General features: G+C 69.3%; 21 protein-coding genes and 1 pseudogene. 18 read left to right on the plus strand and 4 right to left on the minus strand.

Translation table 11 applies throughout. From position 1 onward, the window contains the following. Positions 1–104: 104 nt before the first annotated feature. The 3 genes and pseudogenes from ACIRCZ_RS03560 (at position 105) to holA (ending at position 4485) form a co-directional block, all read left to right on the plus strand. Positions 105–842, plus strand: a complete 738-nt coding sequence (locus tag ACIRCZ_RS03560) for a ComEA family DNA-binding protein (protein WP_082581318.1) — start codon at positions 105–107, stop codon at positions 840–842. Between the two features lie 383 nt (positions 843–1225). Further along, positions 1226–2779 (plus strand): annotated as a pseudogene (locus ACIRCZ_RS03565) (ComEC/Rec2 family competence protein); the annotation flags it as partial. A gap of 662 nt (positions 2780–3441) precedes the next feature. Continuing rightward, positions 3442–4485, plus strand: coding sequence for a DNA polymerase III subunit delta (gene holA / locus ACIRCZ_RS03570; RefSeq protein ID WP_402849710.1), 1044 nt, complete (start codon positions 3442–3444; stop codon positions 4483–4485). 79 nt (positions 4486–4564) lie between these two features. Here holA and rpsT read toward each other — a convergent pair whose 3' ends face one another. Both rpsT and ACIRCZ_RS03580 read right to left on the minus strand, forming a co-directional pair. After that, on the minus strand, positions 4565–4825 hold the full coding sequence (rpsT, locus tag ACIRCZ_RS03575) for a 30S ribosomal protein S20 (RefSeq protein WP_055893591.1): 261 nt from the start codon (positions 4823–4825) through the stop codon (positions 4565–4567). Positions 4826–5102: 277 nt separating this feature from the next. Then, complete coding sequence (locus ACIRCZ_RS03580) at positions 5103–5993, minus strand: NAD-dependent epimerase/dehydratase family protein (RefSeq protein ID WP_402849714.1); 891 nt, start codon at positions 5991–5993, stop codon at positions 5103–5105. Positions 5994–6101: 108 nt separating this feature from the next. Between ACIRCZ_RS03580 and ACIRCZ_RS03585 the strand changes: the two genes are divergently transcribed. From ACIRCZ_RS03585 to hemW, 5 genes are all read left to right on the plus strand, one after another. Further along, the gene (locus ACIRCZ_RS03585) at positions 6102–7319 is read left to right on the plus strand and encodes an amidohydrolase (protein WP_055893599.1); all 1218 of its coding nucleotides are present in this window, start codon (positions 6102–6104) and stop codon (positions 7317–7319) included. Between the two features lie 160 nt (positions 7320–7479). Continuing rightward, the gene (gene lepA, locus ACIRCZ_RS03590; protein ID WP_055893601.1) at positions 7480–9333 is read left to right on the plus strand and encodes a translation elongation factor 4; all 1854 of its coding nucleotides are present in this window, start codon (positions 7480–7482) and stop codon (positions 9331–9333) included. 5 nt (positions 9334–9338) lie between these two features. After that, positions 9339–9875, plus strand: coding sequence for a hypothetical protein (locus ACIRCZ_RS03595; RefSeq protein WP_402849718.1), 537 nt, complete (start codon positions 9339–9341; stop codon positions 9873–9875). 226 nt (positions 9876–10101) lie between these two features. After that, positions 10102–10749 carry a DUF1990 family protein gene (locus tag ACIRCZ_RS03600; protein ID WP_055893606.1) on the plus strand — a complete coding sequence of 216 codons (648 nt, stop codon included), beginning with the start codon at positions 10102–10104 and terminating at the stop codon, positions 10747–10749. Between the two features lies 1 nt (position 10750). Next, positions 10751–11977 carry a radical SAM family heme chaperone HemW gene (gene hemW, locus ACIRCZ_RS03605; RefSeq protein WP_402849722.1) on the plus strand — a complete coding sequence of 409 codons (1227 nt, stop codon included), beginning with the start codon at positions 10751–10753 and terminating at the stop codon, positions 11975–11977. A 95-nt stretch (positions 11978–12072) separates the two neighbouring features. Here hemW and ACIRCZ_RS03610 read toward each other — a convergent pair whose 3' ends face one another. Together ACIRCZ_RS03610 and ACIRCZ_RS03615 are read right to left on the minus strand one after the other, a co-directional pair. Continuing rightward, entirely contained in the window at positions 12073–12453 is a 381-nt protein-coding gene (locus ACIRCZ_RS03610) for a DUF4870 domain-containing protein (RefSeq protein WP_055893610.1), read from the minus strand. A 143-nt stretch (positions 12454–12596) separates the two neighbouring features. Beyond that, on the minus strand, positions 12597–13199 hold the full coding sequence (locus ACIRCZ_RS03615) for a DUF4870 domain-containing protein (protein ID WP_402849727.1): 603 nt from the start codon (positions 13197–13199) through the stop codon (positions 12597–12599). A 157-nt stretch (positions 13200–13356) separates the two neighbouring features. Between ACIRCZ_RS03615 and hrcA the strand changes: the two genes are divergently transcribed. The 10 genes from hrcA to ACIRCZ_RS03665 all read left to right on the plus strand — a co-directional run bounded on the left by hrcA (position 13357) and on the right by ACIRCZ_RS03665 (position 23119). Further along, on the plus strand, positions 13357–14376 hold the full coding sequence (gene hrcA, locus ACIRCZ_RS03620; RefSeq protein ID WP_055893616.1) for a heat-inducible transcriptional repressor HrcA: 1020 nt from the start codon (positions 13357–13359) through the stop codon (positions 14374–14376). Positions 14377–14404: 28 nt separating this feature from the next. Then, complete coding sequence (gene dnaJ, locus ACIRCZ_RS03625; protein WP_055893619.1) at positions 14405–15511, plus strand: molecular chaperone DnaJ; 1107 nt, start codon at positions 14405–14407, stop codon at positions 15509–15511. A 7-nt stretch (positions 15512–15518) separates the two neighbouring features. Beyond that, the gene (locus tag ACIRCZ_RS03630) at positions 15519–16259 is read left to right on the plus strand and encodes a 16S rRNA (uracil(1498)-N(3))-methyltransferase (protein WP_402849732.1); all 741 of its coding nucleotides are present in this window, start codon (positions 15519–15521) and stop codon (positions 16257–16259) included. 23 nt (positions 16260–16282) lie between these two features. Next, positions 16283–16636 (plus strand): histidine triad nucleotide-binding protein, encoded by a 354-nt coding sequence (locus ACIRCZ_RS03635; RefSeq protein ID WP_055893626.1) that lies wholly within the window; start codon positions 16283–16285, stop codon positions 16634–16636. After that, positions 16626–17747, plus strand: a complete 1122-nt coding sequence (locus ACIRCZ_RS03640) for a PhoH family protein (RefSeq protein WP_402849735.1) — start codon at positions 16626–16628, stop codon at positions 17745–17747. Before ACIRCZ_RS03635 ends, ACIRCZ_RS03640 begins: the two co-directional genes overlap by 11 nt. Positions 17748–17756: 9 nt before the next feature. Then, positions 17757–18218, plus strand: coding sequence for an rRNA maturation RNase YbeY (gene ybeY / locus ACIRCZ_RS03645; RefSeq protein ID WP_055893629.1), 462 nt, complete (start codon positions 17757–17759; stop codon positions 18216–18218). Positions 18219–18225: 7 nt separating this feature from the next. After that, on the plus strand, positions 18226–19524 hold the full coding sequence (locus ACIRCZ_RS03650) for a hemolysin family protein (protein ID WP_055893632.1): 1299 nt from the start codon (positions 18226–18228) through the stop codon (positions 19522–19524). After that, entirely contained in the window at positions 19521–20414 is an 894-nt protein-coding gene (gene era, locus ACIRCZ_RS03655) for a GTPase Era (protein WP_055893635.1), read from the plus strand. Before ACIRCZ_RS03650 ends, era begins: the two co-directional genes overlap by 4 nt. A gap of 90 nt (positions 20415–20504) precedes the next feature. Further along, positions 20505–22397, plus strand: a complete 1893-nt coding sequence (locus ACIRCZ_RS03660; protein WP_402849740.1) for a sensor histidine kinase — start codon at positions 20505–20507, stop codon at positions 22395–22397. Between the two features lie 38 nt (positions 22398–22435). Continuing rightward, positions 22436–23119, plus strand: coding sequence for a response regulator transcription factor (locus ACIRCZ_RS03665; RefSeq protein ID WP_055894448.1), 684 nt, complete (start codon positions 22436–22438; stop codon positions 23117–23119). The last annotated feature ends 41 nt before the right edge of the window (positions 23120–23160 follow it).

Here is a 23160-nt window from a genome sequence, read left to right on the forward strand (position 1 = left end):
CTCGACATTCGACGGCCGCTCTCCACAGGAGGGCGGCCGTCGCCGCTGTCCACGAGTTTGCGGATGCGCCACTCCGGCGCTGCGGGCGTTCCTAGCGTTGGGGGATGCGAGAACGGGAGCAGGACGTGGCGGGCGGGGTGGGTGCCGCGGAGCCGGATGACGCGGCGAGCGCCTGGACGGGCTACAGCGAACCCGGCCCAGGGGCCCTGAGCGAAGCGCCGCCCCGTTCGCGGCGGGTGCGATTGGGGATCGGCGCAGCGGTGGTGCTTCTGCTCGGTGCGCTCGTCGTCTCCATCGTGGTGTCCGCTCTCGGGCAGCGCGGCGCAACGTCCATCGTGGCGCCCGAGTCGACGTCGCTCCGTTCCCCGACGCCCGTCGCTTCGTCATCGGGCGGCAGCGACGAGGTGCTCGTCCACGTCCTCGGAGCGGTGAGCGTCCCCGGGCTGGTCTCCCTCGCCTCCGGTGCCAGGGTGATGGACGCTATCGCCGCTGCGGGTGGCCTCGCCGACGACGCCGACCTCAGCGGTGTGAATCTCGCGCGCCCCGTCTCGGACGGTGAACAGCTCTCCGTCCCGCGCGTCGGAGAAGTGGTCCTTCCTCCCGCCGCGGCGGGCACGGCTGGCGCCGCGGCGGCCGCCCGCGCGCCGTCCGCGACCGTGAACCTCAACACCGCGACCCAGGCCGACCTCGAAACCCTCCCTCGTATCGGCCCGACGCTCGCCGCCCGCATCCTGGACTGGCGCACCACCAACGGCCGGTTCACCGCAGCCACCGAGCTGCTCGCCGTGACCGGCATCGGCCAGAAACTCTTCGACGGCCTGAAAGACCATGTCACGATATGACCCCCGATCTTCGCCTCGTCGCCCCCGCCGTGTCGCTCTGGCTCGCGGCCGCGCTGACCATCGGATTCCTCGATCTGGCACGCCCGTTGGCCGTGGTGTGGTGGCTGCTCGCGGCGGCGGCCCTCGCGGCGGCGTTCCTGCTCCGGCGGCGTGGGCGACGCGGTCCCGGCGGGGGTGGGCGAGCCCCGAGGCGCGCCGAGCGCACACGCTCCACATCCGTGCTCGCGGCGACCACCGCCAGTGTGTGCCTCGCCGCCGTCGCGCTCGTCACAAGCACGATCGCAGCTCAGGCCCCTGGACGGAACCCTCCCGAGCTCGTAACGGCCGCCTCGAACGGGACTCAGGTCACCGCCACCGTGCGCACTCAGACCACGCCGCAGGCGATGTCTCCGGGGTTCGACGGCTCCGTCCGCTGGCGCTGGCGAGGCACCACGGAGTCGGTCCTCGTGGGCCGGGAGCACACAGGGGTTCCCGGCACCGCCGCAGGCGGGGAGAGCGAGGCGGCCCTAGGCACCGCCGCGGGTTCGCCGCGCGTTGGGGCCGCATCACCCACCGCAATTGCAGCGTCCGCCCCCGTCACGATCGTCGCGACCCTGGCCGAAGAATCTGCCCGTCCGCCCGCCTTCGGCACCCTCCTCCGCGTGACCGGCACCATCACCCGCAACCTCGCGGGCGAGAAGACCAGCTTCACCATCTTCGCCGACAGCCCGATCGTGCGCCTGGAGGACCCTCCGTGGTGGCTCGCCTGGACCGACCAGGTCCGCGAGCGCTTCGCCGCGTCCGCCGCGACCATTCCCGGCGACGGCGGCGCGCTTCTTCCCGGACTCGCCATCGGCGACGAGAGGGCCGTCCCGTCAGTCCTGGACGACGCGATGAAGACGAGTTCCCTCAGCCATCTCACGGCGGTCTCCGGCGCCAACTGCGCTCTCGTCACGGCGGCGGCCTTCTTCGTCAGCGCTCGCGTCGGCCTCGGCAGGCGCAGCAGGGTGGCCGTCGCGCTTCTCGCCCTCGCTGCGTTCGTCGCACTCGTCACGCCGGGCGCGAGCGTGATCCGTGCGGCCACGATGGCCGTCGTCGTCCTCTTCGGCATCGCTCGGGGCAGACCGTCGCGTGGCCTGCCGCTCCTCGCCATCGCCGTCATCGTGCTGCTCGTTCATGATCCGTGGCTTGCGAGGGACTACGGCTTCGCGCTCTCGGTGCTCGCCACCGGTGGGCTGGTGGTCCTGGCTGGACCGCTCACGCGCATCCTGAGCCGGTGGCTGCCGAGAGGGCTCGCGCTGGCCGTCGCCGTGCCACTCGCCGCCCAGCTCGCGTGCCAGCCCGTGCTGATCATGCTTACGCCGACCCTCCCGCTCTACGGCGTGGTCGCCAACCTACTGGCCGGTCCCGCCGCGCCCGTCGCCACCCTGTTCGGCTGTCTCGCGTGCCTCGCCCTACCGTTCATCCCTGGTCTCGGGCACGCATTGGTGTGGGCTGCCTGGCTGCCATCCGCCTGGATCGCCCAGGTCGCCACGACCACGAGCGGGCTCCCTGGAAGCGCTCTGCCCTGGGCGGACGGCCTCGTCGGCGTGGTGCTGTGCGCCGCCGCGCTGGCGGCCGTCGCCGTGCTGGTGCTCACGCGCAGCCGTGTCGGCCACGGGGTTCTCGCCACCGCGGCTGCGTCCTCCCTGGCTCTCGGAGCGTCCGGCTATCTCGGGATGCTCGGGGGCGGCTCGATCGGCCGGCTGACCGCGCTGCCGAACGCGTGGCAGATCGCCGCCTGCGATGTCGGGCAGGGCGATGCGCTCCTCATCCGCGACGCTGGCCAGGTCGCGATGATCGACGTCGGACGCCACCCCGACCTCGCCGCCGCCTGCCTCGACAGGCTCGGCATCGCGCGCATCGACCTCCTCGTGCTCACCCACTTCGACGTCGACCACGTCGGCGGCCTCTCCGCTCTCGACGGCCGGGTCGCGCGCGCGATCGTGGGTGAGCCCGGCCGCGACCTCGACCGCCACGCCATCGACAGCCTGCGACGATCCGGCGCGCAACTCGACCAGGGTTTCGCGGGCATGGGTGGGATGCTCGGCGCGCTCCGTTGGCGCATCCTCTGGCCTCCCGTGCCGCTGGAGGGGGTCTCGGCGCTGACCGGTAACCCCGGCAGCATCGTCGTCGCCGTCGACGGTCGAGGCATCCGCTCCCTTTTCCTCGGTGACCTCGGCGAAGACACTCAGAGTTCCCTGCTTGGCGCGGGGGTCGTCGATCAGGTGGACGTGGTCAAGGTCGCCCACCACGGCTCCGCCGACCAGAGTGAACGCCTCTACTCCAGGCTGAACGCAGCGCTCGCCCTCGTGTCCGTCGGCCGCGACAACGGCTACGGCCACCCGACCCCCTCCGCGCTCGGGATGCTCGCCACAGCAGGCGTGGCTGTCGCCCGCACCGACACCTCCGGCCTTCTCCTCGTCTCGCCCGGTCCCGAGCCAGGCACCCTCGAACTCTGGACAGAGCGGCGGGAGCCCGCCGCGGCGGCCGCGGGCACCTCTGCCACCGCGTCCATCGCCTCCCGACCGGCCTCCCGTGACGGTGGCCGCCCGTACACTGGAACGGACGGAGGAGGAACGTGGCGGCACGAGGCGGCAGCAGGGCGAGCGCGAGCAAGGGACGGGCGCCGAGCGCCGTCATCCCGCAGCTCGCCTGGAATCAGATCAGGACGGCGCCCGTCGTCCTCGTCTCCGGCACGGAGGGGTTCCTCGCCGACCGGTCCATCCGGATGCTGCGCGACACCCTCAAAGCGGAGGACCCGAGCCTCGAGATCAGCGACATCAACGCTGGCGACTACGTGCCGGGGGAGCTGCTCACTCTCGCGAGCCCCTCCCTGTTCGGCGAGCCGCGACTGATCAGGGTCGATGCCGTCGAGAAGTGCAACGACTCCTTCCTGAGCGACATGCTCGACTACCTGACAGGCACAGCGGACGGCACTGTCGTCGTGCTCAGGCACGGAGGCGGGGTGCGCGGCAAGAAGCTGCTCGACACCATCCGCGCTGGAACAGGCGGCGGCATCGAGGTGGTCTGCACAGAGCTCAAGAAGGACGCTGACAAGTACGACTTCGCTCAGGCCGAGTTCAGGAGCGCCGGCAAGAAGATCACAGCGGGCGCGCTGCGAGCGGTCACCTCGGCGTTCGCCGACGACCTCGCCGAGCTCGCGGCGGCATGCCAGCAGCTCATCTCCGACACCGCAGCGGAGGTCACGGAGGCGACCGTCGACAAGTACTACGGCGGAAGGGTCGAGACGAACGCGTTCCACGTCGCAGACGCCGCCATCGCGGGCCGCTACGGCGAGGCCCTGGTGACGATGCGCCACGCCCTGGCGTCGGGCGCCGACCCCGTTCCGATGGTCGCCGCGTTCGCCAGCAAGGTCCGCACGATGGCCAAGCTGTCCGGCGCCCGCGGCGGCTCCGGCCAGCTGGCGCAACAGTTCGGCCTCGCCCCGTGGCAGGTTGACCGCGCCAAGCGCGACCTCCAAGGCTGGACGGAGGACGGGCTCGGACGCTGCATCGAGGTCCTCGCCGAAACCGACGCGAACGTCAAGGGCGGCGGCCGCGACCCCGTCTTCGCCCTCGAGCGCATGATCCGCATCGTGAGCGCCCGCGGCCGAGGAGCGTAACCTCCCGCACACGCGAAGAGCCCCCGTCCGGAGACGGGGGCTCTTCGCTGCCGGATCTGGTCCGGGATGCTGGTGCTGCTTAGAGAGCTGCGACCTGCTTGGCGATCGCCGACTTCTTGTTGGCGGCCTGGTTCTTGTGGATGACGCCCTTGCTGGCCGCCTTGTCGAGCTTCTTGCCTGCGAGCTTCAGCGCCGAAGTCGCCTTGTCCTTGTCGCCTGCTGCGACGGCCTCGCGGGTTGCGCGAACGGCGGTCTTGACCTCGCTCTTGACAGCCTTGTTGCGCTCCTGCGCCTTCTTGTTGGTGCCGATGCGCTTGATCTGCGACTTGATGTTTGCCACGTGGTTACTTTCGTTAGAAGTGAGTTTCGGATGAGCCGCTCAGCGAGAGAGGGCGCCTTGCGGCAGTCGTGCGGACGAACCCACACGCAAGCCAACAAACAACTTTACCAGTGCGCCGCCTCAGCGCCAAACCGGACCGGGGATGCGCCTGGCCTGGTCAGGCAGGAGGCGCATCCCCGGAGTCTGAGGCTCAGCGAGCGCCACTCGTACCCGCCGACGGGCAGGTCGAAGCGCCCGCCGGGCAGATCGGCCGGCGTCGTCGCCCGCCGCCCGGCGCCTACTCCGCAGCGACCGCTTGCGGCGCGTACGAACCGCTCGCGATCTCCTCGAGCAGCGTCGGGCCGTTCGGCTCCCAGCCGAGGTCGATGCGCGCCTTGGTTCCGCGGGCCTGCTGGTCGAGCAGCAGCGCGTCAGCGAACGCCGCGCCGAGGCGGTCACGGCTGTCCTCCGCGCTCTCCTCCTGCACGCCGCCTGCAACGCCAGCGGCAGCAGCCGCTGCCTCGCCGAGCTCCCGCACCGTCGGGTTCTGTCCGCTGGCGCCGAGGTACACCGCGCCGGCGTCGCCGTTCTCGAACGCGAGCACATACAGGGCGGCGAGATCGTCCACGTGCACCGTCGTCCAGTGCTGCGTGCCGTCGCCGACCAGACGGATCGCAGGAGACACCCCCGCGCCGCGCGGCGCATCCACGATCACTGTCGGGATTCCCGTGCCGCGTCCGTAGACCACCGCGGGAACGACGACGGCCGTGCGAACGCCTTCGGCCGCGAGGACGATCGCCTCGGTCGCTCCGCGCCACGCTGTGAGCGCAGGCGGTGCGGAGGGGGAGTCCTCGACGATGTCGGCGTTCGAGCCGTACGTCCAGATCCCGCCGGTGTGCACGAACGGCTTGCCGCTGCCGGCGAGGCCGGTCAGCACGGCCTTCACGAAGCCGGGGTCGACGTCGTTCGCCGATGCCAGGTGGATGACGCCGTCGCTGTCGCGCGCCGCCCGCTCGACCAGTTCGCTGTCCGTCGCGTCGCCGATGAGCGCGGTCGCGCCCGCCGCCTCGAGCTGCGCCGCCTTCGCCTCGTCGCGGACCAGCGCGGTGACGCTGTGCCCTTCCTCGATGAGGCGGGGGAGGACGGATGATCCGATGAAGCCGGTCGCGCCGGTCAGAAGAATGCTCATGCAGACCACAATCGCGCATCCACCCGATCCATTCCCGCCATGCTTCGGCCGCGCACCCGCACGCACCCGCACGCGTCCGCCGGTCACCCCGGGCGTAGGCTCGAATCCATGACCACAACCTCTTCTGTCGCCATCGTCAACGCATATATCGTCCCGGTCGCCGGTGACCCGATCGAGAACGGCACCGTCCTCATCCAGGACGGGAAGATCGCCGCCGTCGGCGCCGACATCAGTGTTCCGGACGGCGTCGAGACCGTGGATGCTGCAGGTAAGTGGGTGCTCCCCGGCTTCATCGAGTCGCACGGCCACGTCGGCATCCACGAGGAGGCGAACGGCCCTGCCGGTGACGACACCAACGAGATGACCACCCCGAACACCGCGGCCGTCCGCGCCATCGACGCCATCAACATCGACGACGAGGGCTTCAGGGACGCCCTCTCCGGCGGTGTCACCTCGATCGTGGTCAAGCCGGGCTCCGGCAACCCGATCGGCGGTCAGACCGTCGCCATCAAGTCGTGGGGCGGCCGCACCATCGACGAGCAGGTGCTGCGGGAGGCCGTCAGTGTGAAGTCCGCGCTGGGCGAGAACCCGAAGCGCGTCTACGGCGGAAAGAACGTCACCCCGAGCACGCGGCTGGGCGTCGCCATGATCATCCGCGAGGCGTTCGTGGATGCGCAGAACTACCGTGCCCAGCGCGACGATGCGCAGAAGGAGGGCAAGCCGTTCGCCCGCGACCTCGGCAAGGAGACGCTGGTGCGCGTGCTCGACGGCGAGCTCGCCTGGGATCAGCACACCCACCGCCACGACGACATCGCCACCGCGATCCGACTCGCCGACGAGTTCGGCTACCGCCTGGTGATCAACCACGGCACGGAGGCCCACAAGATCGCCGACGTGATCGCCGAGCGTGACATCCCGGTCATCTTCGGCCCGATGTTCACCTCGCGGTCGAAGGTGGAGCTGCGGGACCGCGCGATCGGCAACCTCGCGAAGATCGCCGCCGCAGGCGTCCGCGTGGCCATCACGACCGATCACCCCGTCGTGCCGATCAACTTCCTCGTGCACCAGGCATCGCTCGCGGTGAAGGAGGGCCTGCCGCGCGAGACGGCTCTGGAGGCGCTGACGGTCAACCCTGCGGCGTTCCTGCAGCTCGACGACAGGGTCGGCTCGCTCACCCCCGGCCTCGACGGCGACGTCGTGATCTGGTCGGGCGACCCGCTCGACGTCAACTCCCGGGCCGAGCGCGTCTTCATCGACGGCGCCGAGGTCTACCGCTGGGAGAACGGCGCTGGCATCGTCGTGGAGCGCGCGGAACGCTTCGCCTGACGCCCGGCCCACCCCGGCCCACCCCGGCCCACCCCGGCCAGCCACTCGTGTCGAAACGCCGTGCGCGCCCAGTGCCGCACGGCGTTTCGCGACGAGTCGTCGGAGCTGACGCTGCCTCGAATAGGAGACGCGCCCGTTGCCGTGGGAGAATCGCAGCACAATGTCACCACGAGCTCTGAAGGCCCTCGAGCCCGCCGCGACCGATCCGGCGTTCATCCGCAACTTCTGCATCATCGCCCACATCGACCACGGCAAGTCCACCCTGGCCGACAGGATGCTGCAGATCACCGGCGTCGTCGCCGAGCGCGACATGCGCGCGCAGTACCTGGACCGAATGGACATCGAGCGTGAGCGCGGCATCACGATCAAGAGCCAGGCCGTCCGGATGCCCTGGGCGGACGACGACGGCCAGGCGTTCACCCTGAACATGATCGACACCCCCGGTCACGTGGACTTCACCTACGAGGTGTCCAGGTCGCTCGCGGCGTGCGAGGGAGCGATCCTGCTGGTCGATGCCGCTCAGGGGATCGAGGCGCAGACGCTCGCGAACCTGTATCTCGCTCTCGAGAACGACCTCACGATCATCCCGGTGCTGAACAAGATCGACCTGCCGGCCGCCGACCCTGACAAATACGCCGCCGAGCTCGCCAGTCTCATCGGCGGCAAGCCGGAGGATGTCCTGCGCGTCTCCGGCAAGACCGGCATCGGCGTCGACGCGCTGCTCGACAGGGTCGTCGACCTCATCCCCGCGCCCGTCGGCGTCAAGGACGCTCCTGCGCGCGCCATGATCTTCGACTCCGTCTACGACAGCTACCGCGGCGTCGTCACCTACGTGCGCATGATCGACGGCACGCTGTCGCCGCGCGAGCGCATCCAGATGATGTCGACACGGGCGACGCACGAGATCCTCGAGATCGGCGTCTCCGCCCCGGAGCCCACACCGTCGAAGGGGCTCGGCGTCGGCGAGGTCGGCTACCTGATCACGGGCGTGAAGGACGTGCGCCAGTCCAAGGTCGGCGACACCGTGACATCGGCTGCCAAACCGGCGACGGATGCGCTCCCTGGATACACGGAGCCGAAGCCGATGGTCTTCTCCGGCCTGTACCCGATCGACGGCAGCGACTACCCGGAACTGCGCGAAGCGCTCGACAAGCTCAAGCTGTCGGATGCGGCCCTCGTCTACGAGCCCGAGACCTCCGTCGCCCTCGGCTTCGGTTTCCGCTGCGGCTTCCTCGGTCTGCTGCACCTGGAGATCGTCACCGAGCGCCTGGAGCGCGAGTTCGGCCTCGACCTCATCACCACCGCGCCCAGCGTGATCTACGAGGTGACCACCGAGGACAAGAAGGTCATCACGGTCACCAACCCGAGCGAGTTCCCCGGCGGCAAGATCGCCAAGGTCGAGGAGCCGATGGTGAAGGCCGCCATCCTCGCACCGAAGGACTACGTCGGCGTCATCATGGAGCTCTGCCAGAGCCGCCGCGGTTCGCTCCTCGGCATGGAGTACCTCGGCGAGGACCGTGTCGAGATCCGCTACACGATGCCCCTCGGTGAGATCGTCTTCGACTTCTTCGACCAGCTCAAAAGCCGCACCGCCGGCTACGCCTCCCTCGACTACGAGCCCACCGGCCAGCAGGAGGCCGACCTGGTGAAGGTCGACATCCTCCTCCAGGGCGAGCAGGTGGATGCGTTCAGCGCGATCGTCCACCGCGACAAGGCGTACGCGTACGGCGTCCTGATGACCGGCCGTCTGCGCGAGCTGATCCCGCGTCAGCAGTTCGAGGTCCCCATCCAGGCGGCCATCGGTGCGCGCATCATCGCCCGCGAGAGCATCCGCGCGATGCGCAAGGACGTGCTGGCGAAGTGCTACGGCGGCGACATCACCCGCAAGCGCAAGCTCCTCGAGAAGCAGAAGGAGGGCAAGAAGCGCATGAAGATGGTCGGCCGCGTGGAAGTCCCCCAGGAGGCGTTCATCGCCGCCCTGTCCGGCGACGTGGAGAAGAAGGACAAGAAGTAGGCTCGGTGTCCGGTTCTCTGATGGGCCGCGACGGTCGTCGGCAGCGCGAAACACCGCCGGCGCCCCTTCGCGTCGCTGTGGCGCTCCTCCTGCTGGTCGGCCTCGTCGTCGCCGTGCAGTTCATCGTGACATTTGCGACCCATGACTGGCAGGACTTCGCGGCTCGTGCGTCGCACACCCTGGAGGCGAAGGGTGTCTTCGAGGTCAGGATTCCCGCCATGGTGGGGACGACCGTCGCGCTCGGGGTGGGGTTGATGCTCGTCGCGTTGGTGATTTCCGAGCTTCCCGTGCTCTGCGGCTGGTTGGTGTTCCGCGGTCGGGTGTGGGCGCGTATTCTTCTGACTGTTCTCGTCGGTCTCACAGCCATACTGTCCCTCACCGAACCTTCCCCGACTTTGGCGCTTGACGCCGCAAGCATCGCCGCGACGGTGCTGCTCTGGCTGCCGAGCTCGAGCGCGTTCATCCATGCGGAGCACGCGCGACGTAAGGTGCGCGCGGGCCGCGGCGCATCGGATGCGAAGTCGCTCGCCCGCCCGGACTGAACGACACGCACTCCGCACGCGTTCGGCGCCGCTGCGTACTGGTCGTGTCGATTCGGCTTGTTCACCGCGGCAGCTCGTGGGATGACGGGCAGCGCGACGCGCGCTCATTACCTCACGCCCTCACCCCGCCCCATTTCGTCCCGCGTGGCGCGCGCCAAGTAGAGTTGTCGTCTGGCTCCACCCGTTGGAGACTGGGCACACAGAGTGAGGAAGAGAAGTAGCACCAATGCGTCGCTCAACGTTCACCGATCAGCCCGTCACCTACGGTGCGGTCGGTGGCACGCAGGCTCCCGACCTGCTCTACTACCCGCCGAAGGGCTACAAGTCGTTCATCCGTCAGGCGCGGATCGGCAGCGGGGAGGAGCGGTTCGCATCCACGGTCACCGCCCTGATGACGTGGGGGGTGCAGCGGGGGAGCGGCATCAAGGTCACCGAGACGCATGAGGGCACCGGCGTTCAGTACGAGGGCGTCGTGTTCAACCCGGACGGCACCCCGGCGAAGATGCAGGAACACCGGCCGTCGGAGGCGATCTTCGCGGACGACGGGTCGCCGTACATCGCCAACGGCATGACCGCCGTGCTGAAGATCCCGTTCTGGCCGGTCCACGTGTCTGCGCCCGTCCGTGTCGTCTACGTCATCGACGAGCAGCATCGCGCCGGGTTCGCGTACGGCACCCTGCACGGCCACCCGGAGTCCGGCGAGGAGGCGTTCCTGGTCGAGCTGCGCGACGACGGGTCCGTGTGGTTCGTGCTGCGCGCGTTCTACCGGCCGTCGACCGCGTTCTACCGGCTCGTGTCGCCGATTCTGCGACTCGCCCAGCGTCATTACACCGCGAAGTACCTGCGGTCGCTGCTTCCCGCCAGGGCGGCCTGAGGTGCCGAGCGCTCTTCCTCTCGGCGACCCTGCTCCCGCAGACGGCCTCCTGCCAACCTCCGTGGTCGACGGCGTCGCCGAGCGCGCGTTCGGCGTGTACCTGCACGTTCCGTTCTGCCGGGTGCGCTGCGGATACTGCGACTTCAACACGTACACCGCGACCGAACTGCGCGGCGTCTCGCAGTCCGAGTACGCCGGCCACGCCCAGCGGGAGGTCGATTTCGCCGCCCGCGCACTGGAGCTGAGCGGGCTTCCCGCCAGGGAGGCGTCCACCGTGTTCTTCGGTGGAGGAACGCCGACGATGCTTCCCGCCTCGGATCTGGCCGGGATGCTCGCCGCCGTCCGGGATGCGTGGGGGCTCGCATCCGGCGCCGAGGTCACCACAGAGGCCAACCCGGACTCCGTCGACGCCGCCTACCTGCGCAGCCTCGCCGACGCCGGGTTCACCCGGGTGTCGTTCGGGATGCAGTCCGCCGTGCCGCACGTGCTGGCGACGCTGGAGCGCACCCACGACCCTGAGCGCGTGCCGCTGGTGGTGGAGTGGGCCAGGGATGCAGGGCTTCAGGTGAGCCTCGACCTCATCTACGGCACGCCCGGCGAGTCGCTGGAGGACTGGGAGCGGTCGCTGGACTCCGCGATCGCCTGCCGCCCCGACCACCTCTCGGCGTACTCGCTGATCGTGGAGACCGGGACCAAGCTGGCCAGGCAGATCAAGTCCGGTCAGGTCGCGGAACCGGACGAGGACCTGCAGGCCGACATGTACGAGCTGGCGGATGCGCGCCTCGCCGACGCCGGATACGGCTGGTACGAGGTCAGCAACTGGGCGCGCGACGACGACCACCGGTCGCGGCACAACCTCGCGTACTGGCAGGGACACGACTGGTGGGGCGTCGGACCCGGCGCGCACAGCCACGTCGGCGGGGTCCGCTGGTGGAACGTGAAGCATCCGGCCGCATACGCCGGCCGAGTGCTGGCGGGGGAGTCGCCCGCTGCCGGCCGCGAGACCCTGGATGCGGAGACGAGGCGGGTCGAGCGCGTGCTGCTGCTCACGCGCATCAGGGACGGCATCGCCACCGCCGAGCTCGACCAGCACGGACGCACGGCCGTCGCCGGGCTCATCGCCGACGGGCTGGTGGATGCGCGTGCAGCGCTCCGCGGGACGATCGAGCTGACGCTCTCCGGCCGCCTCCTGGCCGACGCCGTCGTCCGCCGCCTGCTCGACGACTGACCGCATCCCGAGCAGCCGGGAACGCGCACCCCGAAACGACGAACGCCCCGGCTCGGAACAGAGGTCCTGAGGCGGGGAGTTCGTGGCGCGTGGTGCTAGCTGACGAACTTGATCGCCACCGGGTACACGTAGTACTGACCCTGGTTGGCCTTGATCGCGGCGATGATGCTGAAGACGATGTTCAACACAGCGGCCGCGGCGATGATGATCACGCCGACGAACACGATCGACAGGATGCCGCCGACGATGTACGCAATGAAGATCGTGATCTGGAAGTTCAGAGCGGTCGCGGTGTGCGCGCGGACGAACGGTCCCTTGTCCTTGAGGACGAGGTAGCCGACGAGGGCCGGGATCCAGTTGAAGATGATGCCACCGATGTGGACCAGCGTCGCCCAGAGCTTCTCATCCGAGGGGCTGAGCTGCTGGGACTGGCCTCCGTACGGTGCGCTGGGCGGCGGCGGGGGCGTTGCGGACATTGTTCTCTCCTTGGCTTCGCCCGCTGGGGGCGGACGGGGTCGTGGACGGGATCGTCAGCCATAACAGTAGGGCAAACGTGCCGAAACTGGGAAGACGCCGAGAGACACGGAGTCTCTCGGCGTCTTCGACGCAGCGGAACGGGCTACTTGATGAAGCGGAAGTTCACCGGGTAGCGGTATGTGCCGCCTCCGTTGACCTTGACGAAGCCGAGGATCGAGAAGATCAGGTTGACGACGTAGAGGATCCACGGGATGAGCAGCCCGAAGATCAGCCAGCCGAAGCCGGTGAACGCCAGCACGGCGCCGACGATCTGGGAGGCGACCCAGACGATGATCCAGGTGATCTGCCAGTTGAGCGCTTCCTTGGACTCCTGGTTGGTCAGCTGCCCGCGGTCCTTGAACACGAGGAAGATGATCAGCGACGGCAGGATCCAGAGGATGCCGCCGAGGTGGGCGAACGATGCCCACTGCTTGTCCTGCGTGGGGTCGAGCGGTGCGGCGGGCGCCGCGTACGGCTGGCCGGGCTGCTGACCGTACGGCTGGCCTGGCTGCTGGCCGTATGGCTGGCCCGGCTGTTGCGGCGGCTGCTGACCGTACGGCTGCTGCGGAGGCACCTGCCCGCCGTACGGCTGCTGCGGCGCCTGCGACGGCACCTGGCCTGTCGGCTGCTGCGGGGGTACGTTCGGCTGTTGCGGTGGGACGCCGCCGCCTGCCGGATCGACCGGCGGTTGGTTCGGGTCACTCATGGTCGGAGCCTTTCGTTCGCGGATCGTACGAATCGAACCTGTGCGCATACCGTACTGCCGCCGCTCGCGGTGGGGCAATGGTCGCGTGGGCGTGTCAGCGCGTTATGATTAGCACTCAGGTTCAGCGAGTGCTAAGGGTCTTCGGGAGGCGGGTCGGATGGTTTCTGAGCGGAGCCTCGAAGTGCTGCGTGTCATCGTGCAGGACTACGTCGCCTCGCGGGAGCCGGTCGGTTCCAAGAGCATCGTCGAGCGCCACTCCTTCGGCGTCTCCGCCGCGACCATCCGCAACGACATGGCCGCTCTCGAAGAGGAAGACCTGATCGCCGCCCCGCACACCTCGTCCGGTCGTGTGCCGACGGACAAGGGCTACCGCCTGTTCGTCGACCACCTCGCCGAGGTGCGTCCGCTCAGTCAGGCGCAGCGCCAGGCCATCGAGGTGTTCCTCGGTGAGTCGGCCGACCTGGACGACGTTCTCGCGCGCACCGTCCGGATGCTCTCCCAGCTCACCAACCAGGTCGCCCTCGTGCAGTACCCGTCGGTGTCGCGGTCGCGCATCCGGCACATCGAGCTGGTCACGCTGGCTCCGCGGAGGCTGCTCAGCGTTCTGATCACCGACACCGGCGCCGTCGAGCAGCGCACCATCGAACTCGCGGCGGAGCTGTCCGACGAGGACGTCGCGGAGATCCGGGGCGCCATCAACGGCGCTGCGGCCGGCCTTCCGCTCGCCGACGCCGCCGCCAGGCTCGCCCAGCTCCCTCATGCGCTCACCGAGCGCACCCAGGCGCTGGTCGCTCCCGTCGCCTCCGCCCTGATGGAGCAGATCGCTGCCAACCGTCAGGACAAGCTCGTGATGGCGGGCGCCGCGAACCTGGTGCGCACGGAGCACGATTTCTCCGGGAGCATCTACCCCGTCCTTGAAGCCATCGAGGAGCAGGTGGTGCTGCTGAAGCTGTTCGGTGAGATGGCGGGCGATCAGCACGGGGTGGCGGTGAGCATCGGCCGCGAGAACGCGTCGTTCGGGCTCGCGGAGACCTCCGTGCTGTCGAGCGGCTACACCGCATCCGGGTCGGAGCTGGCGCGTCTCGGCGTGCTCGGCCCGCTCCGCATGGACTATTCGAGCAACATGGCCGCCGTGCGAGCGGTGGCCCGCTACCTCTCCCGCCTGCTCGGCGAATAAGACAACGAACACGAAGGATAAGCCGTCTGTGGCCGACCACTACGAAGTTTTGGGCGTTGAGCGCAACGCCACCCCCGACGAGATCAAGAAGGCGTACCGTCGCCTCGCCCGTGAGCTGCACCCAGATGTGAACCCGTCCGCCGAGGCGTCAGAACGCTTCAAGCTGGTGACCCACGCGTACGACGTGCTCAGCGACCCGCAGCAGCGTGAGCAGTACGACCTCGGGCCGCAGGCCGGATTCGGCGGGGGAGGCCAGAACTTCGGCGGCTTCGGCGACATCTTCGAGACCTTCTTCGGCGGTGGCGGCCAGTCCCGCGGCCCCAAGTCGCGTCGCGAGCGCGGCCAGGACGCCCTGCTGCGCGTGGAGGTGGACCTCGACGAGGTCATCTTCGGCACGCACCGCGACCTCGAGGTGGACACGGCCGTCGTCTGCGAGACCTGCAACGGCTCGTGCTGCCAGCCGGGAACCGCGCCGGTCACCTGCGACATCTGCCACGGCACCGGCAGCATCCAGCGGTCGGTCCGCTCGCTGCTCGGCAACGTGATGACCTCGACGCCGTGCGGCACCTGCCGCGGCTACGGCACCGTCATCGCCACCCCGTGCGTCACCTGCCAGGGCCAGGGCCGCGTGCGCGCCCGTCGCACAGTCCCCGTCGACATCCCCGCCGGCGTCGACACCGGCCTGCGCCTGCAGATGCCGGGCAGCGGTGAGGCCGGCCCCGCCGGCGGCCCGAACGGCGACCTGTACCTCGAGATCAAGGTGAAGCACCACGACGTGTTCAGCCGTGACGGCGACGACCTGCTCTGCACGCTCGAAGTGGCGATGACGGATGCGATCCTCGGTACGACCGCAACGGTGAAGGCGCTCGACGGCGACATCAAGCTGGAGCTGAAGGCTGGCATCCAGAGCGCGGACATCATCACGGTGAAGGACCGCGGCATCACGCACCTGCGCGGCAACGGCCGCGGCGACCTGCGGGTGGGTATCCAGGTGGTCACCCCGACCAAGCTCGACCACAAGGAGCGCGAGCTGATCAAGCAGTTCGCCGCGACCCACAAGCAGGACGACCCGTCGCTCGCGCGGTTCCAGCAGGGGCTGTTCGCGAAGCTGCGCGACCGCTTCCTGAACGTCTGACCTTGCGATGAGCTCCCTCTACCTGCGCGAAGACCTGGCCGACGCCGCGGTCGGCGAACGCCTGTCGATCACGGGGTCAGAGGCGAAGCACGCTGCGACGGTGAACCGCACGCGGCCGGGCCAGACCGTGATGATCGGCAACGGCCGCGGTCTGGTTGCGAGCGGCGAGGTTGTCGAGGCGACGAACACCGCGCTCACCATCGACGTGGCCGACGTGCAGCGCGTCGAGCGTCACGCGCCGGCGATCACGCTCGTGCAGGCGCTCGCCAAGGGGGACCGCGACGAGCTCGCGATCCAGGCGGCCACCGAGCTCGGGGTGGATGCGGTTGTCCCGTGGGCCGCGAGCCGTTCCGTCTCCCGGTGGGAGGGCCAGAAAGTCGCCAAGGGCCGCGAGCGCTGGGCGACCATCGTGCGCGAGGCGGCGAAGCAGTCGATCCGCGCCTGGGTGCCGGAGGTCGGCGAACTGGCCACGACCACGCAGGTCGCCGCGCTGTGCGCAGATGCGCGCGTGCTGGTGCTCGAGCCGGACGCCGAGGCGAAGCTGACCGACGCAGTGCGCGAGGCCGCCCTGGATGGCCGCCCCCTCGTGCTCGTGGTCGGCCCGGAGGGCGGCATCGCTCCGTCCGAGCTCGACGCGTTCCGCGACGCAGGGGCAGAGCTCGTGCGCCTGGGCGCGACAGTGCTGCGCACGTCGACCGCCGGGCCGGCAGCTCTGGCGGTGCTGAACGCATCCATCGGTCGCTGGTAGACGGCGCGCTTAAGATGGGAACCATGGAAACCGAGCAGCCCTCGATCTTCACGCGCATCATCGCGCGGGAGATCCCGGCCGACATCGTCTACGACGGCGAGCGCATCATCGCGTTCCGCGACATCGCGCCCAAGGCGCCCGTGCATCTGCTGGTGGTGCCGAAGACGCAGCAGTATCGCGACGTCGTGGAGCTCGCCGCGGGCGACCCGGCGCTGCTCGCCGAGCTGGTCGCGACGGCGAAACGACTCGCCGAGGAACACGCGGACGGCGATTTCCGTTTGATCTTCAACACAGGGGCGAATGCGGGACAGACCGTGTTCCATGTTCATGCCCACGTTCTGAGCGGAGAGCTCGAGGAAGGAAGCCTTGCCGACTAGCGAATCAACGCCTGCAGCGGGAGAACCGGAAGCCACGGCAGCGGCTGCCACGGAATCGGCGGCCGCGTCCGAGGCGCGCCTGCACGTCGACGGCGTGCAGATGGTGCGGCTGCTCGGCCCGCAAGACCGCCTGCTCACCACTCTGGAGCGGCAGTACCCGCAGGTCAGCGTCCATGTGCGCGGCAACGAGATCTCACTCACCGGTGACCCGGCACAGGTGGATGCTGCGCGCCGCCTGATCGAGGAACTGCTGCTGATGGTGCGCAACGGCCAGGAGATCAGCCCGGCCGAGGTGACGAGTTCGGCCAAGATGCTCGACACCGGCCTCGGCCTGAGTCCGTCGGATGTGCTGAGCCAGGCGATCCTCACCGCCCGCGGCAAGGCGATCCGGCCGAAGACGCTCGGTCAGAAGCAGTACGTCGACGCCATCGACCACAACACGATCGTCTTCGGCATCGGCCCGGCAGGTACGGGAAAGACCTACCTCGCGATGGCGAAGGCCGTGCAGGCCCTGCAGCGCAAAGAGGTCAACCGGATCATCCTGACGCGCCCGGCCGTGGAGGCGGGGGAGCGGCTCGGTTACCTGCCAGGCACGCTCACCGACAAGATCGACCCGTACCTGCGTCCGCTCTACGACGCCCTCAACGAGATGATGGATCCGGACATCGTGCCCAAGCTGCTCGCAGCGGGCACGATCGAGGTCGCACCGCTGGCGTACATGCGCGGGCGCACTCTCAACGACTCGTTCATCGTGCTCGACGAGGCGCAGAACACCACGCCAGAGCAGATGAAGATGTTCCTCACCAGGCTCGGCTTCGGCTCGCGGATGGTCGTCACCGGCGACATCACGCAGGTCGACCTGCCGACCGCGGCGAGCGGTCTGCGCCTGGTCACGCGTGTGCTCAAGGACATCGACGACATCTACTTCGCGCGGCTCACCAGCGACGACGTCGTCCGGCACACGCTGGTCGGCCGCATCGTGGACGCGTACACCGAGTACGACGCGCAGAAGCAGGCGCTGCACTACGAGCGCGAGCAGGCGGCGGAGTTCGCCAACCGCGCTGAGCGCCGTTCCTCCGTCCCGCGCGACCGCTTCCCGAAACGACGTTAGGCCCGGCCCATGAGTATCGAAGTCAACAACGAGTCGGCCATCGCGGTGGACGAAGCGGCCCTGCAGCGCCTCGCCGGGTACGCGTTCGACATCATGCACGTGCATCCGGACGCCGAGCTCGCCATCGTCCTGGTGGACGAGGCGGCGATGGAGCAGCTGCACGTGCAGTGGATGGACGAGCCTGGTCCGACGGACGTCCTCAGCTTCCCGATGGACGAGCTCCGTCCGGGCACGGAAGAGGAGCCGGCTCCGGCAGGGCTCCTCGGCGATGTCGTGCTCTGCCCGCAGGTCGCCCAGGCCCAGGCGGAGACGGCTGGACACTCCCTGATGGAGGAGCTGCTGCTGCTCACCACGCACGGCATCCTGCACCTGCTCGGCTTCGACCACGCCGAGCCGGCGGAGGAGCGCGAGATGTTCGGCATCCAGCGCGACATCCTGGTGGGTTTCTCCCGCTACGACCGACAGCGATAGGCACCGGATGCTCGCAACGCTGTTCTTCATCGTCGCGTTCCTGCTCGTCGCTTTCGGCGGCCTGATGGCCGCTGTGGACTCCGCGCTGTCCGTGCAGTCCAGGAACGACATCGCCGAGCTGGCGGAGACGTCGCGCGCGAAGAAGTCGCTGCTCGCCATCGCCGCCGATCCCGGCGCGCACTTTAACGCGATCAACTTCAGCCGCATCACGGCGGAGACGACGGCCGCGGTGCTCGTCACGCTCGCATTCGAGCAGATCTTCGAGGAGTGGTGGATCTCCCTGCTGCTGTCCGCCCTCATCATGACGGCGGTGTCGTTCGTGCTGGTCGGCGCGAGCCCGCGCAGCGTCGGACGTGCCAACTCCACGATGCTGCTGCGGCTGACCGCTCCGCTCGTGCGCTTCATCCGGGTGCTGCTCGGTCCCATCGCCGGTGGGCTGGTGGCGCTCGGGAACCGGGTGACCCCGTCCCGTGCCAGGTCAGCGCCGGTCGCGAGCGAGGAGCAGTTGCTCAGCATCGTCGACGAGGCGACCGAGTTCGACGTGCTCGAAGAGGACGACCGCGAGCTCATCCACTCGATCTTCGAGTTCAACGAGACGGTCGTGCGCGAAGTGATGATCCCGCGCACCGACATGGTGACGGTCGACAAGACCGCCGGCCTCGGCACCGCGATGGGCCTGTTCTTCAGCAAGGGGGTGTCCCGGATGCCGGTGATCGACGGCGATCCGGACGAGGTCGTCGGCGTGCTCTACCTGCGGGATGTGGCGAAGCTGAGCTTCGAGAGCCCGCTCGGCGCCGACCAGATCACCATGGGAGACATCGCCCGCCCTCCGCTGTTCGTACCCGAGTCGCAGAAGGCCGACGCTCTGCTGCGGCAGATGCAGCTCGAGTCCAACCACTTGGCGATGGTGGTCGACGAGTACGGCGGCATCGCGGGCCTAGTGACCCTGGAAGACCTGATCGAGGAACTGGTCGGCGACATCTCCGACGAGTACGACCACGAAGTCGAGCTCGTGCAGCAGATCGGCGACGGCCGCTACCGGGTCAGCACGCGCCTGCCGCTCGACGACCTCGGCGAGCTGTTCGACGCGGAGATCGAGGACGACGACGTCGACAGTGTCGGCGGATTGGTCGCCAAGGCGCTCGGCCGCCTGCCCGATGTCGGCTCCACCGCCTCCAGCCACGGCCTCCGCTTCACGGTGGACCGCACAGAGGGCCGCCGCAAACACGTCACCACCGTGCTCGTCGAACGCGACGCCGCACTGATCTCGGCGCCAGGGGCGCCGGAAGAGGAGAACCACTCGTGAACGACTTCCATGCAGGCTTCGCGTCGTTCGTCGGCCGTCCCAACGTGGGCAAGTCCACCCTGACCAATGCGCTCGTCGGCGAGAAGGTGGCGATCACCTCCTCCAAGCCGCAGACCACCCGCCGCGCCATCCGCGGCATCGTCCACCAGAAGAACGGCCAGCTGATCCTGGTCGACACCCCCGGCATCCACCGCCCGCGCACGCTGCTCGGCGAGCGCCTGAACTCGCTGGTGCAGTCGACGCTCGGCGACGTGGATGTGATCGGGTTCTGCGTGCCCGCCGACGAGAAGATCGGCCCGGGCGACAGGTTCATCAACGAGCAGCTGGACGAGTACCCGCGGGCGAAGAAGGTCGCGATCGTGACCAAGATCGACGCGGCGAGCAAGGCGGCCGTGGCCGAGCAGTTGCTCGCGGTCTCGGCGCTGCGCGAGTGGGAGGCGATCGTTCCGCTGTCCGCGACCAGCCGCATCCAGCTGGACACGCTCACTACCGAGCTGATGCGCCTGCTGCCGCTCTCGCCCGCTCCGCTGTACCCGTCGGACGCCGTCACGGACGAGGGACTGGAGGACCGGATCTCCGAGTACATCCGCGAGGCCGTGCTCGAGGGCGTCGAGGACGAGCTGCCGCACTCGCTGGCCGTCACCATCGACGACATCATCGAGCGCGACGACAAAGACCTGGTCGAGGTGTACGCGAACCTGTTCGTGGAGCGCGACAGCCAGAAGGCGATCGTGATCGGCAAGGGCGGCAGCCGCATCAGGGAGGTCGGGGCGACGGCGCGCAAGCCGATCGAGGAGCTGCTCGGCAAGCACGTGTTCCTGTCGATCAGGGTGAAGGTGGCGAAGGATTGGCAGCGCGACCCGAAGCAGCTCGGGCGGCTGGGGTTCTGAGCGGCGGCGTTCCGGACCCTGCGTACATCCCTGGGATGAAATCCGTGGCTGGGCGCGGCTTCCTGCCCGCGCGCACCGTAGCGTAGAGGGATGCCGAACCGTAGCAGCCTGGTGGAGAGGATCGTCCCGTATCGCTGGGTCCTCGAACCGGCGCTCGGCGTCGTCCTCTTTCTCGCCTGGCTGATCACCGGCCTGCCGTTCGAGTTCCAGTCTGTGCTCGCGCTCACCTTCTACAGTGCGGCCGTCGCCATCTCCCGTGTGCTGCCCCCTCTGTCGCTCGGGATGCTCTGGCTGGCCGTGCTGACGGAGGCGACAGAGACCGTCTCCATGCCGATGCCCTTCCGGGTGATCTCGACCGTCGCGGTGCTGATCGCGGTGTTCAGCATCGCCGCCCACGCCGGCAACGTGGTGCGCTGGCTCGATTTCGCTTCGGCGATCCTGATCGCACCGATGCTCGCGTACCTGTTCACGGTGCGGGGCGAACTGAAGTTCCCGCTGATCGGGCCGGTGATCGGCGGGTACTACACCAGTCAGGGCGTCGGGCTGCTGCTGATGAGCCTGCTGCTCGCCGTGACGTTCGTCGCCGGCTGGCTGCTCGGCTTCCTGGTGGCCAGGCAGCGGGCGACCGGCGCCGCCGGCGATGCTGGGGCAGCGGACCACTCCGTGCTCGTCTGGCTCGCGTCCTCTGGCGGCACCCCGGTCTCCGCCAGCGACCCGAACAGGACGGGGCTGGTGCGCCGCCTCACCGGGCGGCAGCTCACCTTCGACATCGCGGGTGCCGTGCTGTTCGCCGTGTTCTGCCTGCCGCTCGACTCCGCCGGCCTGTTCGGGGTCGGCGGCGACGGGGGAGCGCGCTCCGCGATCGTGGTCGTGATCGGCTTCACGGTCGCGGTGGCGGTGCGCAGGATCTCGCCCGCCGTTGCGCTCGCCATCGCCTGGCTGACCGCCGTGCTGCAGATGACCACGGGGCACAGCATCCAGTTCAGCGACGTCGGCATCCTGATCGTGCTGTACGCGACCGCGGCGTACGGCGACCGCATCGTGCGCTGGTCGGGGCTCATCTCCGCCGGGCTCGGAGCCGTCGTCGCCGCGCTGTACCTCTCGCTCACCGCCGCGCTGAACCAGAGCTACCTCGACCTGCTGTCCGGGGCGATCTCCCGGCTGGCGCTGGAGTTCGTCTTCCTCGTCGTGGTCAGCGTCACGGTCCTCGGTCTGTCCTGGGTGCTCGGCCTGCTCATGCGCACCTGGCGCAACGCGCGCGTGTCCCGCAGGGCGCAGGTCGTCGCCGAGTTCGACAGAGCCCGCGCCGTGGAGGACGTGGTGGTGGAGCAGGAGCGCACCCGCATCGCCCGCGACATGCACGACGTGGTGGCCCACTCGCTCGCCGTGGTGATCGCGCAGGCGGACGGCGCCCGCTACGCCAGGCACGCGGACCCCGACTCGGTGGACGAGGCCCTGAAGACCATCGCATCCACCGCCAGGTCAGCGCTCGGCGACGTGCGCGTGCTGCTCGCCGAGCTGCGCCACTCCCAGCCGGAGGGCCCGCAGCCGTCGCTCGACGACCTCGACCGCACCGTCGAGCAGGTGCGCGCCGCCGGGCTCGACGTCACCGTCGAGCGCATCGGCGGCTACGGGATCCTCGGCTCCGCCCAGCAGATCGCCGCGTACCGCATCGTGCAGGAAGCGCTCACCAACGCGCTCAGGCACGGAGACACCAGCCAGCCGGCCACCGTCGTCATCGCCGAAGTCGCCACGGGCGACGGCGGCACCGGCGACGGTGGACCAGGCGTCGCCATCACCGTGAGGAACACCATGAAGACCGTCACCATCGACACCCCGTCCAGCGGCGCCCTGCCGCGCATCGGCCACGGCCTGCCAGGGATGCGCGAGCGCGCGTCCCTGGCAGGCGGGAGTCTCGCGGCCGGGCCAGCAGGCAGCGACTTCCTGGTGAGCGCCTTCCTGCCGGCGGGGGAGAAGGCGTGAGCGGCGACGGCCTGAGCGGCGACGGCGGTACGACGACCGTGCCAGAGGGGACCAGTCGCATCCGGGTGCTGCTGGTGGACGACCAGCCGCTGTTCCGCGCAGGCGTCAGGATGCTCGTCGGCTCCCAGCCGGACCTGGAGTTCGTCGGAGAGGCGGCCAACGGCGCAGAGGGCGTGCAGCTCGCCCGCGAGACGGCGCCGGACGTCGTGCTGATGGACATCAGGATGCCGGTGATGGACGGGATCGCCGCCACCACAGCGATCATCGAGAGCGCCGCCCGCGAGGCGCGCAACGCACCGCGCATCGTGGTGCTGACCACCTTCGACCTGGACGAGGCCGCCGCGCGCGCCATCCGCGGCGGTGCCAGCGGGTTCGTGCTCAAGGATGCCGAGCCGGAGTTCCTGCTCGCGGCGATCCGCACCGTGCACGCAGGCAGCGCCGTGATCGCGGCGGGGGCGACGCGCGAACTGTTCCAGTTCTTCTCGTCCAGCGAGCCGGTGAAGCCCGAGCCGGAAGAGTTCGGCAGCCTCACGGCGCGCGAGAAGGAGATCTTCGTGCTCGCCGCCCGCGGCCTCAGCAATTCGGAGATCGCCGCCGCGGAGTACCTGAGCGAGGCGACGGTGAAGACCCACATCAGTCGCATCCTGAGCAAGCTCGGGCTGCGTGACCGCGTGCAGATGGTGGTCTACGCGTTCGAGCACGGGCTCACCTCCGCCGAGTAGCGGCCAGAGATCATCCTGAGGGCTGATGGCGGATAGCCCCA

Origin of the sequence: Leifsonia sp. NPDC102414, assembly GCF_044765685.1 — a bacterium.
Classification (GTDB): Bacteria; Actinomycetota; Actinomycetes; order Actinomycetales; family Microbacteriaceae; genus Leifsonia.

What these genes read in the sequence shown, in the direction of transcription:
- ACIRCZ_RS03560 (WP_082581318.1), top strand. Translation starts at nt 105, where the DNA reads ATGCGAGAACGGGAGCAGGACGTGGCGGGCGGGGTGGGTGCCGCGGAG.
- ACIRCZ_RS03580 (WP_402849714.1), bottom strand. Translation starts at nt 5,993, where the DNA reads ATGAGCATTCTTCTGACCGGCGCGACCGGCTTCATCGGATCATCCGTC.
- ACIRCZ_RS03585 (WP_055893599.1), top strand. Translation starts at nt 6,102, where the DNA reads ATGACCACAACCTCTTCTGTCGCCATCGTCAACGCATATATCGTCCCG.
- lepA (WP_055893601.1), top strand. Translation starts at nt 7,480, where the DNA reads ATGTCACCACGAGCTCTGAAGGCCCTCGAGCCCGCCGCGACCGATCCG.
- ACIRCZ_RS03600 (WP_055893606.1), top strand. Translation starts at nt 10,102, where the DNA reads ATGCGTCGCTCAACGTTCACCGATCAGCCCGTCACCTACGGTGCGGTC.
- ACIRCZ_RS03610 (WP_055893610.1), bottom strand. Translation starts at nt 12,453, where the DNA reads ATGTCCGCAACGCCCCCGCCGCCGCCCAGCGCACCGTACGGAGGCCAG.
- ACIRCZ_RS03615 (WP_402849727.1), bottom strand. Translation starts at nt 13,199, where the DNA reads ATGAGTGACCCGAACCAACCGCCGGTCGATCCGGCAGGCGGCGGCGTC.
- hrcA (WP_055893616.1), top strand. Translation starts at nt 13,357, where the DNA reads ATGGTTTCTGAGCGGAGCCTCGAAGTGCTGCGTGTCATCGTGCAGGAC.
- ACIRCZ_RS03630 (WP_402849732.1), top strand. Translation starts at nt 15,519, where the DNA reads ATGAGCTCCCTCTACCTGCGCGAAGACCTGGCCGACGCCGCGGTCGGC.
- ACIRCZ_RS03635 (WP_055893626.1), top strand. Translation starts at nt 16,283, where the DNA reads ATGGAAACCGAGCAGCCCTCGATCTTCACGCGCATCATCGCGCGGGAG.
- ybeY (WP_055893629.1), top strand. Translation starts at nt 17,757, where the DNA reads ATGAGTATCGAAGTCAACAACGAGTCGGCCATCGCGGTGGACGAAGCG.
- ACIRCZ_RS03650 (WP_055893632.1), top strand. Translation starts at nt 18,226, where the DNA reads ATGCTCGCAACGCTGTTCTTCATCGTCGCGTTCCTGCTCGTCGCTTTC.
- ACIRCZ_RS03660 (WP_402849740.1), top strand. Translation starts at nt 20,505, where the DNA reads ATGCCGAACCGTAGCAGCCTGGTGGAGAGGATCGTCCCGTATCGCTGG.